Origin of the sequence: Gordonia jacobaea, assembly GCF_001186365.1 — a bacterium.
In the GTDB taxonomy this organism is placed as follows: domain Bacteria; phylum Actinomycetota; class Actinomycetes; order Mycobacteriales; family Mycobacteriaceae; genus Gordonia; species Gordonia jacobaea.
Genome location: NZ_LDTZ01000018.1, coordinates 392,749 through 405,534 on the forward strand (window position 1 = coordinate 392,749; position 12,786 = coordinate 405,534).

General features: G+C 64.1%; 10 protein-coding genes. 6 read left to right on the top strand and 4 right to left on the bottom strand.

What is annotated here, in order from left to right:
• Nucleotides 1–364: 364 nt before the first annotated feature.
• Together ABW18_RS15110 and ABW18_RS15115 are read right to left on the bottom strand one after the other, a co-directional pair.
• Nucleotides 365–1,063, bottom strand: a complete 699-nt coding sequence (locus tag ABW18_RS15110) for a YceI family protein (RefSeq protein ID WP_049699771.1) — start codon at nucleotides 1,061–1,063, stop codon at nucleotides 365–367.
• Between the two features lie 156 nt (nucleotides 1,064–1,219).
• Nucleotides 1,220–2,842: a PucR family transcriptional regulator gene (locus tag ABW18_RS15115; protein ID WP_049699772.1), complete on the bottom strand. Its 1,623-nt coding sequence runs from the start codon at nucleotides 2,840–2,842 to the stop codon at nucleotides 1,220–1,222.
• Between the two features lie 168 nt (nucleotides 2,843–3,010).
• Between ABW18_RS15115 and ABW18_RS15120 the strand changes: the two genes are divergently transcribed.
• The 6 genes from ABW18_RS15120 (at nucleotide 3,011) to ABW18_RS15145 (ending at nucleotide 11,437) form a co-directional block, all read left to right on the top strand.
• Nucleotides 3,011–4,504 (top strand): CoA-acylating methylmalonate-semialdehyde dehydrogenase, encoded by a 1,494-nt coding sequence (locus tag ABW18_RS15120; protein WP_049699773.1) that lies wholly within the window; start codon nucleotides 3,011–3,013, stop codon nucleotides 4,502–4,504.
• 32 nt (nucleotides 4,505–4,536) lie between these two features.
• Nucleotides 4,537–5,916, top strand: coding sequence for an aspartate aminotransferase family protein (locus ABW18_RS15125; protein WP_049699774.1), 1,380 nt, complete (start codon nucleotides 4,537–4,539; stop codon nucleotides 5,914–5,916).
• A gap of 115 nt (nucleotides 5,917–6,031) precedes the next feature.
• Nucleotides 6,032–6,946, top strand: a complete 915-nt coding sequence (locus tag ABW18_RS15130; RefSeq protein ID WP_049699775.1) for a LysR family transcriptional regulator — start codon at nucleotides 6,032–6,034, stop codon at nucleotides 6,944–6,946.
• Between the two features lie 267 nt (nucleotides 6,947–7,213).
• Nucleotides 7,214–8,581 (top strand): MFS transporter, encoded by a 1,368-nt coding sequence (locus ABW18_RS15135; protein WP_231895472.1) that lies wholly within the window; start codon nucleotides 7,214–7,216, stop codon nucleotides 8,579–8,581.
• A 49-nt stretch (nucleotides 8,582–8,630) separates the two neighbouring features.
• On the top strand, nucleotides 8,631–9,914 hold the full coding sequence (locus ABW18_RS15140) for a M20 family metallo-hydrolase (RefSeq protein WP_049699776.1): 1,284 nt from the start codon (nucleotides 8,631–8,633) through the stop codon (nucleotides 9,912–9,914).
• The gene (locus ABW18_RS15145) at nucleotides 9,911–11,437 is read left to right on the top strand and encodes an amidase (protein ID WP_049699777.1); all 1,527 of its coding nucleotides are present in this window, start codon (nucleotides 9,911–9,913) and stop codon (nucleotides 11,435–11,437) included. The genes ABW18_RS15140 and ABW18_RS15145 overlap by 4 nt, the downstream gene beginning before the upstream one ends.
• Here the strand turns inward: ABW18_RS15145 and ABW18_RS15150 are convergent.
• Both ABW18_RS15150 and ABW18_RS22490 read right to left on the bottom strand, forming a co-directional pair.
• On the bottom strand, nucleotides 11,380–12,165 hold the full coding sequence (locus ABW18_RS15150) for a hypothetical protein (protein WP_049699778.1): 786 nt from the start codon (nucleotides 12,163–12,165) through the stop codon (nucleotides 11,380–11,382). The genes ABW18_RS15145 and ABW18_RS15150 overlap by 58 nt on opposite strands.
• A 167-nt stretch (nucleotides 12,166–12,332) precedes the next feature.
• Nucleotides 12,333–12,662, bottom strand: a complete 330-nt coding sequence (locus ABW18_RS22490) for a hypothetical protein (protein ID WP_082946601.1) — start codon at nucleotides 12,660–12,662, stop codon at nucleotides 12,333–12,335.
• Nucleotides 12,663–12,786 lie beyond the last annotated feature (124 nt).

Genomic DNA, 12,786 nt, shown 5'->3' on the forward strand with positions numbered 1-12,786 from the left:
TCGACTCGGCTGCTCGCTACGCTCGCGGCCGGCTCAACCAGCGGAAAGAGGCCGAGCTACACCCGCTGGTCGAGCCGCCACCGCTGGTCGAGCTTGTCGAGACCACCGCCAGCCGAGCAACACCCGCTGGTCGAGCCTGTCGAGACCACTCACCCGCAGTCAAGTGGTTTCGACTCGGCAGCTCGCTACGCTCGCGGCCAGCTCAACCAGCGGAGGGGCCGAGCGTTTCCCGCTGGTCGAGCCTGTCGAGACCACTCCCACGCCGACAAGTGGTTTCGACTCGGCAGCTCGCTACGCTCGCGGCCGACTCAACCAGCGGAAAGGGTCGAGCGCCCCCGCTGGTCGAGCCTGTCGAGACCACCGCTCACTTCTTCTCGAGGTTCACCAGGAACTCGATGCTGCCAGTCTTCTCCACCTCGACGAAGCCCAGTGACGGTGGGGTGACGCCGAAGTCGGTCCAGGTGACGGGTATCGATCCCTGCACGATCACCGACGCTCCGGATCGCTGGATGTTGAGGGTCGTCGTGACCGACTTGGTCACTCCCTTGATGGTGATGTCGCCGGTTGCCTGCACAGCCTGCGGCTGGCCAGATTCGGGGACGGACGAAATATCAACCGGCTGAGTCAGTTTCCACGTTGCGGTCGGATACCTGTCGGTGTCCATGATCGACTCACCGCGGAACCGGTTGTCGCGCATCGATTCCGGACTGGTGATGGACGCGACGTCGACCGTGATCTCTGCGTTCTCCAACTTCGACGACGCCACGGTCGCCGTGCCGGTCACGGATGTCGTGCGGCCGTTCACCGTGACGGGTTGCCCACGCAGCGTCTCGTCGACTCGATATCCCGCCTGCGTTCGGGTCGCGTCGGCAGACGGGCCGGGCACGATCGTCCATGCGCCGTCGACGCTTTCCGATGCCGCCTGCGTCGACGTCGGGAGCTTGAGTTCCTCGTCGGCGTCGCCCGCAATCCACTTGGAGTACGCCCACGGGCCTGCCGCGACGACGACAACAATGAGAACGACAAGCGTTCCGAGCCCCCACCACAGGTAGCGTCGCTTCATCGTGCAACCTCCCCGATCGTGGAGGAGTGGTTCGGGTCGGTGATCGTCTCTGGAGGTTTCATAAGGCTTACCTCACCACCGATTTCTTACGATCGCCTGAAAATTCGTACAAAACTACATTGCAAAACGGACCGCAGTCCGGAAAGCTTCTCGCAGCTAAGGAGTTGCGGCTCCCTGTGATCGCCCGTCGAGAATAAGAAGAGCGACGTGCAGCGAGGTGACGGACTCGCCGTCGGAGAGATCGACGCCGAGTATCCGCTCGATGCGCGCAAGCTTCGCATACAACGACGGTCTACTCATGTGTAGACGGGAAGCGAGTGCCGACTTGTTGCCGACGTGCTGCACGTAACCGCGCAAGACGTCGAGCAGGTCACCGCCGGTGTTGATGTCGTCGAGCACGAGGTCGCGTAGTTCGGATTCGGCGAACCGCTGTAATCGCGGATCGTCGCGTAGCAACGAGATCAATCCTCGAATTCCGATGTCCTGCACTCCGAATACGGCACGCTCCGACGTCGGCATTCCGGCAGCGACCTCGGCAACCTGCGACGCCTGTAGCAGCGTGTGAATCGTCGACATCACCTGTCGTCCGGGCGCGCCCAGACCAAGAACGGCACCTGCATGGCCGACGGTTCGCTCTATGTCGCGCCGTGTGGCGGCGGCGAGTGTGTCGAGTGCGTGTTGACGCGACCTGCCACGTGCCGTCGTCAACGCGAGCACTACAAGGATCTCCCCGTCGCCTCGCACGGAGAAGAGCGCGCTGTGCCCTTGCGCGCCGACAACCCGCACCACGACGTCGAGCAACTGGGCGGTGCGACGTCGTGTGGAGATCGGATCGTCACTCGCCGGCCAGCCGGGCACTCGCACCGAGATCGGCACGTACTCGTTGGCTTCGCGCAGGCCGAGCGCGAACGCTCGCGCCGCCACCTCGCCCTCGTCTCGAATGCGTTCTTGCAGAACGTCGTCGACGAGCCCTGCCTGTGCCTGCCGCTCGATGTCGAGGCGGCCACGCTCGGCCATCCGATGCATCACGAGCGCCTGCGCCGCTCGCTCGAGCACCATCGCTGTTCGCTGTTCGTCAGCGTGTGGTTCGGGGACGATCAGCCTGGCCCAGTGGTCGTCGCCGCGACCGACGTCGACGATTCTCCACGGTGCGTGATCGGAAACCTCAGTCGTCGCGACGTCCGATGCGTGTAGCCGCGAACGGCGTTCCCAGTCGTGAAGCAGTGACGCCGCCGGAGCTCCGGCCGACGCCACCGCGTGATGCTGCAGATTCTCCAACACCACTGGTGAATCAAGCAGCGCCGCAACACTGTTCGTGATCTCCGCTGGCGACGCCCGTCGTATGGTGAGTTGCGTGAAAGTCTCGTGAGTGCGGTGCGCGAACTCCACGGCGGCATACTGTTCGGCAACCAGGCTGCGGTGAACCTGTTCGGTCACCTCGACGAACTTGATCTCCCGGCGCAACACCACTGCCGTCAAACCCAGCTCGACGGCCACCGGCCCGATCTCCGACGGTATGGCCGACGAATCGTCGAACTCGGCGATCACACCGAGCGCACCCGCCCGAGCGAGATTCTCGAGGTAACGTCGCGGATCACGCCGCAGGGCATCGCCCGTGGTCAGGACGAGTTCGCCGCCCTCGAGCAGGTGCCCGAGATCGCCGACGTCGCTGACGTGAACCCACCTCACTGTGCGGTCGACGCCCGCCGTGCTCAGCACGTCGGGGAGCCCAGCGCGGATCACCGGCAGATCGATGACGTCGCCGACAGTCAGAGTCATCCGAATCTCATCCGCAGAGCTTTACGAGGTGTAAATTCCGATCGAATTTCACTGACAGAGTGTAGCGCGCCAAACTCTCCGTTCTGCACCAGACTGGGAGGTACTCGCGCGACGACTCTGCCCACTGTGGAGTCGCGTGCCAAATTCCGTTCTTGTGGAGGAGTTCTGATGACAGCCATCGTGCAGCACTGGTGTGACGGCAAGGCGTTCGCCGGCGACTCGTCGGCGACGGCGCCGGTGACCAATCCGGCAACCGGCGTCGTGACCGCGAATGTGGCCTTGGCGTCGGTCGAGGATGCGCGCACGGTCATCGCCGCGGCCGCCGACGCGTTCCCCGAATGGCGCGACACGTCACTGGCCAAGCGCACCGCGGTGCTGTTCCGCTTCCGCGAACTTCTCAACGAGCGCAAGGAAGAGCTGGCAGCGATCATCACCGCTGAACACGGCAAGGTGCTCTCCGACGCGCTCGGTGAGATCAGCCGCGGCCAGGAAGTCGTCGAATTCGCCTGCGGCATCTCGCATCTGCTCAAGGGCGGCTACACCGAGAACGCCTCCACCAACGTCGACATCCACTCCGTGCACCAGCCACTCGGACCCGTCGCCATCATCAGCCCCTTCAACTTCCCCGCCATGGTCCCCATGTGGTTCTTCCCCATCGCCATCGCCGCAGGCAACACCGTCGTCGTCAAGCCGTCGGAAAAAGACCCCAGCGCATCGATCTGGCTCGCCGAACTCTGGAAAGAAGCAGGCCTGCCCGACGGCGTATTCAACGTCCTACAGGGCGACAAGACCGCCGTCGACGAACTGCTCACCAACAAGAGCATCAAGGCCGTCAGCTTCGTCGGCTCCACCCCCATCGCGCAGTACGTCTACGCCACCGGAACCGCCAACGGTAAACGCGTCCAAGCTCTCGGCGGCGCCAAGAACCACGCCATCATCCTGCCCGACGCCGATCTCGACCTCGCCGCTGACGCCATGGTCAACGCAGGCTTCGGCTCCGCAGGCGAACGCTGCATGGCCATCAGCGTCGCCGTCGCCGTCGGAGACATCGCCGACGACCTCGTCGCCAAGATCACCGAACGCGCCACCACCATCGTCACCGGCGACGGCACCACCAACGCCGACATGGGACCCCTGGTCACCAAGGCTCACCGCGACAAGGTCGCCGGCTACGTCGACGCTGGCGAAAAGGCCGGTGCCACCGTCGTTCTCGACGGCCGCACGGTCGAGGCTGACGGCGGAGCCGACGGCTTCTGGCTCGGCCCAACACTTTTCGACAATGTCACCCCCGACATGAGCATCTACACCGACGAGATCTTCGGGCCCGTCCTGTCTGTCGTCCGCGTCGACACCTACGACGAAGCGCTCGACCTGATCAACAACAACCCCTACGGCAACGGCACCGCGATCTTCACCAACGACGGCGGCGCAGCCCGACGCTTCGGCAACGAAGTCGAGGTCGGCATGGTCGGCATCAACGTCCCCATTCCCGTCCCCATGGCCTACTACAGCTTCGGCGGCTGGAAGGCCTCCCTCTTCGGCGACAGCCACGCCCACGGCACCGAAGGAATACACTTCTTCACACGCACCAAAGCCATCACCACCCGCTGGCTCGACCCCAGCCACGGCGGAATCAACCTCGGATTCCCCCAGAACGCCTGAGCTTCACCGAGTACCGAAACGGATTGCCGCATATGACCATTCAGTCTGAACGCACTACTCCCGCCATCGATCTCGACGCGGCGAAGCGTGCCTACGAACTTGATCGCAAGCACGTCTTCCACTCGTGGTCGGCGCAGGCGAAGCTCAACCCGATGACGATCACCGCCACCGACGGGTGCTACGTGTGGGACGGCGAGGGCAATCGCCTTCTCGACTTCTCGTCACAGATGGTCAACACCAACATCGGCCACCAGCACCCGAAGGTCGTCGCCGCGATCGCGGAGCAGGCCGCCAAGCTGTGCACCGTCGCGCCGGCACATGTCAACGATGCGCGCTCGGAGGCCGCACGACTTATCGCCGAGCGCACTCCCGGTGAGTTGAATCAGGTCTTCTTCACCAACGGTGGTGCCGACGCGAACGAGCACGCGGTTCGCATGGCCCGTTTGCACACGGGTCGTCGAAAAGTATTGTCGCGCTACCGCTCCTATCACGGCGGCACCGACACCGCGGTGAACCTGACGGGCGATCCACGACGCTGGCCCAACGACTACGGCGACGCAGGCGTCGTGCATTTCTTCGGGCCATTCCTGTACCGCTCGCGCTTTCACGCGACCACGCAGGAACAGGAGTGTGAACGCGCGCTCGACCACCTGGAAGAGACCATCCGCATGGAAGGTCCGTCGCAGATCGCGGCAATCATCCTGGAGACCATTCCCGGCACCGCAGGCATCATGATCCCGCCGCCCGGCTACCTGCGCGGCGTGCGTGAGATCTGCGACCGCTACGGCATCGTCTTCATCGCCGACGAGGTGATGGCCGGGTTCGGACGCTCGGGCAAGTGGTTCGCAATCGAGCACGGCGACGACGAGCAGGGCCCCATCGTCCCCGACCTGCTGACCTTCGCCAAGGGCGTCAACTCGGGCTACGTCCCGCTCGGTGGCGTCGCGATAAGTCCGCATATCGCAGCAACTTTCGCCGAGACCCCGTACCCCGGCGGCCTGACCTACTCGGGTCATCCGCTCGCCACCGCGGCCGCTGTCGCGACGATCAACGCGATGGCCGACGAGGGAATGGTCGAGAATGCCGCACGAATCGGCGCCGAGGTGATCGGCCCCGAGCTCGAGCGGATCGCACAGCGGCATCCCAGCGTCGGCGAGGTACGCGGCGCAGGCGTCTTCTGGGCCGTCGAATTGGTCAAGGACTCAGAGACTCGCGAGCCACTCGCCCCCTACGGCGCGAGCAGCGATGCCATGAACAAGGTGATCGCGGAATGCAAATCGCGCGGCATGCTGCCGTTCGCGAACTTCAACCGCATCCACGTCTGCCCGCCATGCACCATCTCCGACGACGAGGCCCGCGAAGGACTTGCCATCCTCGACGCCGCGCTGGAGGTCGCCGACGCGGCGTTGTGACAGGCACCCTCTGCGCTCGCACGAGCGTGACACCACCCGGTTCCGGCATATCCCGTCGGCACCGGGTTGTGTCGCGTTATCGAGCCGGTGCGGGCCCCAACATTAGGAGCCAGCGGTGTCGAATGACTTCACCCTGACGCAGTTGCGCTACTTCATGGCCGTCGCCGAGGCCGGCAGCATGACGGCAGCCGCGCAGTCGCTATCCGTCACGCAATCGACGGTGTCCGCGGCGATCGCACAACTCGAACACGAAGTGGGGCAACCCCTTTTCCTCCGGCTCGCTCGTCGCGGCCTGGAGCTGACGCCTGCGGGGCGTCGACTCAGGTCTCGTGCGCTCGGATTCCTCGAAGACGCAGGCACGCTCCTCGCCGCCGTTCGAGACGAAGACGCCGAACTCGAGGGCGAGATGACGGTCGGGATATTCGCACCGCTTGCACCCTTTCGCGCACCGGTCATTCTGCAGGCGTTCGAGCGCGCCTACCCCAAAGTCCATGTGCGATTCTTCGAGGCCGACCAGGAGGGCCTGAGGCTCGCACTGGCGCAGGGACGCTGCGAGGTAGCCCTCATGTACGACCTCGGTGTCGCAGTCGACGCCGAGTCGCAGGTGGTGGAAACCGTTGCCCCACACGTCATTGTCGCTGCCGATCATCCAGCAGCTGCCAACCCGTTCGGCGAGGTGTCACTGCGCGACCTCGAAGCCGACCCGTTTGTGCTCTACGACGTTCCCCACTCGCGCGACTACTTCCTCGCGCTCTTCCGGCAGCTCGGGCTCACCCCACGCGTGAGGCACCGAGCCAGCGGTTACGAGACCGTGCGGTCGTTTGTGTCACGGGGACACGGTTATTCGATTCTCAACCAGCGTCTGCACCACGACCTCACATACTCCGGCGGTTCAGTGGTTCCATTGCGGATCGTCGAAGACCTGCCGCCGATCAAGGTCGTTCTGCTGTTCCCGTCTCTCGGCACCCCGACACGACGTGCCCAGGCGTTTGCCGCTGTGTGCCGGCAGCTCTATGGCGTCGACCTTTGACATCGATTTTGTCGATGGCAGCAAACGAAAAGATTCGCTTGAGTTACGTGATCCGGGTCACGCACTCTATGGTGCAGCACCCTCGAGCGAACCCGATTCGCTTGGCAGATCGCCGATCGAGGCGCAGAGGAAGGCAATACCGATGACCACTGTGTTACCTGCTCGGACCTGTGCGCGAGGTCCGTCGCACATCAGAAACACACCACGTGCTCGTCTTGCAACACGAGTGCCAACGTTAGGCAATGGTGCGTCCCTAGCGTGACCGATATGAATTCCACCCAGACGCCCTCGACGAACACCGAGGCTCCGGCACAGTCATCAGCCGCGACAGCGGAGATGGACGTCAACGGCAAGTCTCAACCCGCAACCCCGCTACAGCGACGCGTTCTTGCTGGTGGTGCGATCGGTCAGTTCATCGAGTTCTACGACTTCACCCTGTACGGGTTGTCGGCAGTTGTTCTCGCCCATCACTTCTTCCCGTCGTCGAACGATCTCACCGGTCTACTCGCGACGTTCGCCACGTTCGCGGCGGCGTTTGTGATCCGGCCGCTCGGCGGTCTGTTCTTCGGCGCTCTCGGCGACCGCGTGGGGCGCAAGAACGTCCTGTTCGTCACGTTGCTCACCATCGGTGGCGCGACGGCGCTCATCGGGTTGCTGCCCACGTACGAGCAGATAGGTGTCGCCGCACCGATTCTGCTCGTGCTGTGTCGACTGCTCCAGGGGTTCTCTGCCGGCGGCGAGTCGGTCGGCGCACCGACCTTCACCTATGAGCACGCCCCGACCGCGCATCGCGGAAAGTGGCTGAATACGACGATCGCTGCAACAGCACTGCCGTCCGTCTTCGGCGGCGCGTTGATCCTCGGACTCACCGCCGCCATGGGTTCCGACGCATTCGAGTCCTGGGGATGGCGCATCCCGTTCCTGCTGGCCGCGCCGCTGGCAGTCTTCGGGTTGTGGATTCGTCTTCGCACCGAAGAGTCCGATGCGTTCAAGGAGACACTGGCGAACGTTGAGCACCACGAGTCGTCGCCGATCCGTGAAGCATTCCGCGAGAACGGACTTCGCATGGTTCAGGTTGTGTTCGTGATGGGTCTGACCGCGATGGGCTTCTACTTCCTGTCCGGCTACTTCGTCACCTATGTGAAGACGACCGGAGGACTTTCCCAGCAGCAATCGTTGATCGCGAACGCCGCCGCGATGTCGCTCTACACACTGATGCTCCCGCTCACGGGAATGCTCGGCGACAGGTTCGGCCGTCGGCCGATGCTCATCGCGGGCACCATCTCGATCGCCATCCTGGCGGTGCCGTGTTTCGCCATGGTGACCAGCGGCTCCCTGGCGATGGCGATCGCTGGACAGATGCTGTTCGTCATCCCGCTCACGATCTACGGCGGAGGTTGCTACACCTTCTTCGTCGAGGCATTCACCACCCGCACCCGATTCACCAGCGCGGCAATCAGTTACAACACCGGCTATGCCCTCTTCGGCGGGACCGCGCCGTTCGTCGGCACATGGCTCGTGGGGTCGACGGGATTCGACGCCGCGCCCGGCGTGTACATGGCCATCGCGGCCGCCGTCGTCCTGGCAGTGATCGTCGCAACGCGCGTCCCGGAGACCCGGCACGCGGCACTGTAGAACCGCCGCGCCAGCAACGCTTTCCACGCAGTTACAGGAGTTTTCACAGATGAGTACCAATGATTCGAGTACCAACGAGTCCCTCCTCGTCGACTTTCATCACGTCGCGACCATCGGGGCCACTGACGGTGGCGGCGTCGAACGTCAAGCAGGAACTCTGGAGGACAAGCACGTTCGCGCTTGGTTCACCGAATTCGCCGAGCAGCGCGGTTGGGACGTGCGTCGCGACGGGATCGGAAATCTCTTCGCTCTCGTCGAGTTCGCGCCCGGTGCTCCGTACGTGCTCGTCGGATCGCACCTCGATTCTCAACCACTCGGTGGGCGCTTCGACGGTGCCTACGGTGTCATCGCTGCGCTGCATGCCGCCGAGCGTCTGCACCGGGAGGTGACGGCTGGCGGCGCGCAGCCCAGGTACAACGTCGCCGTGGTCGACTGGTTCAACGAGGAGGGGGGCCGGTTTGCCCCGTCGATCATGGGTAGTTCGGTCTTCGCCGGACTGATGGACCAGGAGGAGATGCTGGCGGTCACCGACCTCGCCGGAACCACCGTCCGCGAGGCGATGGGAAACATCGGGGCGCTAGGCGACGATCCCCGCCCGGAGGCCGTCGCCTATGCCGAGATCCACATCGAGCAGGGCCGCATTCTCGAACGTGAGCAGATCGGCCTCGGCGCCGTCGACTTCAGTTGGCACACGCAGAAACTCGACATTCGTGTCGTCGGAGAACAGTCGCACACCGGCGCCACCGCGATGGCTGATCGCAGGGATGCTCTGGTTGCCGCAAGTGAGGTGGTTCTGCTCGTCCACAAGGTGACGAGTGTGGCCGAGCCCGAGTCGCTCGTCTCGTCCGTCGGTCAACTCACCCTTGAGCCCAACTCGCCTATCGTCGTGCCACGACTCGTGACGTTGGTAGCCGATCTGCGTGCGGAACGCAAAGCCGACGTACTCGCCGCGCGCGACAGTCTGCTCCGTGACATCGCCGCAGTAGCAGAGCGATACGACGTTCGCATCGAGGTCAACGACGTCGATATCCGTGAGATCCAGTACTACCCCGAGGCCGGCCTCGAACTCGCCGAGAAGGTCGCTGCCGACGCCGGACTGAGCGTTCGACGCCTCCGGACCATGGCGGGACATGATTCGGTGGCCATGAACCGCATCGTTCCCACGGTCATGATGTTTGTCCCGTCGGTCGACGGCGTCTCCCACTGCGAGCGCGAATTCACCACTGACGCAGACATGTTGGCTGGTGTCGAGGCACTTACGGGCGTCGTCCGCCGCCTCGCCGAGGGCGCACTCGACGGCGTTGCAGCAGGAATGCCCGGAGCGCACGCATGAGCACCGCGGTGTCGACGACAAGTCTCTGCGATCTCTCGGCAGCACAGATGCGCGTCGGTTATCTCAGCGGCGACTTCACACCGAGCGAGGTGATGGCGTCGACGCTGGCGCGCATTCGTGATGTCAACGGAGACCGCGCAACTGGCATCAACGCTTTCACCGAGGTTCTCGACGACGAGGCAACCAGTCAAGCGGCTACTGCGACGGAGCGGCTCCATGCAGCGCGTCGTCGTGGCGATCGACTGCCACCGTTGTTCGGGATTCCAGTCGCCACCAAGGAGAAGCACGCGCTGGCCGGACGCACTCTCGAGCAAGGTCTTGCAGCGCACCGGGGTCGTATCGCCGACGCCGATCACCCGATCGTCGCGCGTATTCGTGCAGCCGGTGGAATCATCCACGCGCGGACTACATCTCCCGAATTCAGTTGCGCGACCGTCACACATTCTCCGATGTGGGGCGTCACTCGTAACCCCTACAACCTTGCGGCTTCCCCCGGCGGTTCGTCGGGTGGCGCCGGTGCCGCACTTGCGGCAGGCATGGCCACTCTAGCCACAGCAAGCGATATCGCCGGATCAACGCGAATCCCAGCAGGTTTCACCGGCACTGTCGGCTACAAGGCGCCTTACGGGCGCATTCCTGGGGCGCCGCCCCTCAGCGCCGACACCTATCGTGGCGACGGCCCGATGGCGCGCACCGTCGACGACACCGCCCTGCTGGCCGATGTCATGTCCGGCCACCATCACAGCGATCATTTCAGTTGGGGCGGAAGCGGGCAGCTTGCAGGCACACTGGATGCGCATACCTCTCTTGATGGGGTACGTGTCGGCATCAGTATCACGTTGGGCGACTTCGGTGTTCACCCCGACGTCGCTTCCGCGACCCTCCGCGCGGCAGAAGCGCTGCGGCAACGAGGCGCAGAGGTCGTCGACGTGACGCTCCCGTGGCGTAGCGACGGGATTCGAGAGACCATCTTCGCCCACTTCGGCCACTTACTCGCTCCCGCGATGCGCGCCGAAACGGCGGGCGGACCGCCCGTCGCCGCCTACACCGAGCAGTTCATGCGCGACGCCGAGGCTGCCGCGCAACGACTCTCACACCTCGACTCGGTAGCCGCCGACGCACGGCTGCAGGCGCAACTCGCCTCCGCGATGGCCGACGTCGACGCGCTGTTGTGCCCGGTTTCTGCTGTGACGTCCCTTGCCGCGGATGGCAACTATCTCCACGGCATCGAGGTCGTCGGCCCCGACGCGACTCCCGTTCACCTGCAACACTATTGGCAGGCGCATCTGACAAGTCCGTTCAACGTCGCGAACCGCTGCCCGATACTCGCGGTCCCCGCAGGTATCGCAACCGACGGCGTGCCGATCGGGGTTCAGTTGGTAGGCAAGCCACTCGACGAAGTCATGCCGTTCCGGTTGGGCAGAGCCGTCGAAGATGCCCTGGGAGTCCCGTCGTGGCGGGAGGCTCAGGTTCGCGACAGCGCACCCTCTGAGACGGAAGTCCGCCGCGTCGACGCCCAATAGGCGAGTGCCACAGCGACAATGCCCACGACGGCGGTAACCGCGATCGGCGTCGAATCCGACCACGCGTTCACAGCGATAGCCAGCAGTGCCCACGCAAGGGTGATGGGGAGCGCTGGAAGCGCGCTGCCGTAGAGGTAGGTGACGGTGACCGCGACGAGTGCGGCGACGATCAGGACGACCAGTTGCCAACCGGCCGACGACTCGTCGGCCGCACCGCTGCGTGCGATGTCTGATGCCCAGTTGACGAACACCGCGGCGGTTGCCCACCCCGCGTAGATCCCGATCGTGATGCGGACGAGAGTGGTTGTCGAGGAGGGATTTTCGACTGGAAGTGCCGCGATGCGCGCAGCGTCGAGCAATGCAAGCGCCATGACGGTGAGCAGGATCGACGGCAGCCAGTCGATCGAGGCTGCAGACACGATCAGCCACAGCGCCGCCGCACCACAGGCAATGGCGAGATCGACGGCGAGGCGTTTGCCGTATTGGGTGCCCGAGTCGAGCCCTCGGACAAAGATGTAGCCGGTCACGGCCGACAACACGTAGATGACGGCCCAGATCGCGAAGGCATAGCCGGCGGGACTGATCAACAGGTCGACGCCGTCGTCGTTGGGCTCTCCACCGAACAGCGCGAGCGGAATGAGCACGGCCACGGCCTGGGCGACCGACAGAATGAGCACGGTCCACGCCAGCGGCGCGGTCAGCTGAGACGAAGCGTCTTTGCGGGGCATATGTCCGACTCTACGGGCTGGCTGCTATACGCCGTGTACACAACTCCTGCTGGTCTTGGTCTGTGCACCTGGATCGCGTCAGCTCCGGTCGAAAAGTGCGGTGCCTTGTCCGGTTGAAAAGGGAGCAGGTTACGGGTTTGAGTTTGGCTCACGTGAAGTACCCAGGTTTAGTTCCTATGAATCGTCCCGGGTTTGTTAGGGGCTCGGTTAGTTGGTACCGGCTTTACTGGTGCCGGGTTCTCCGGGTAGTCGGTGACTGTCTGGTTCGACCAGTAGACGTTCTCGTGCTCGATCGGCGGGACGTAGCCGATCTCGCCGTGCACACGCTGGCGGATGAACCAATCTATGTACTCGACCATCTCGACCTCGACGATTCCCGTCCATCCGCCTGTCGGGCGCGTGACCGGGTCGTGCAATGCATCCGGTCTTAGCAACGAGTTGAACGCCTCAGCCATCACGTTGCCGCACGAATCCCTTTTGAAGCCAACGGAAGTCACTGCCTCGTCCCACACTCGGTGTGGCAGATGGCCCGGTACTGCACGCCGCTATCGGAATGGTGGACCGACCCGGCCACGCTCTGGACGGCGCATGCACGCGCCCACAATCCCATATCGAGTGCAT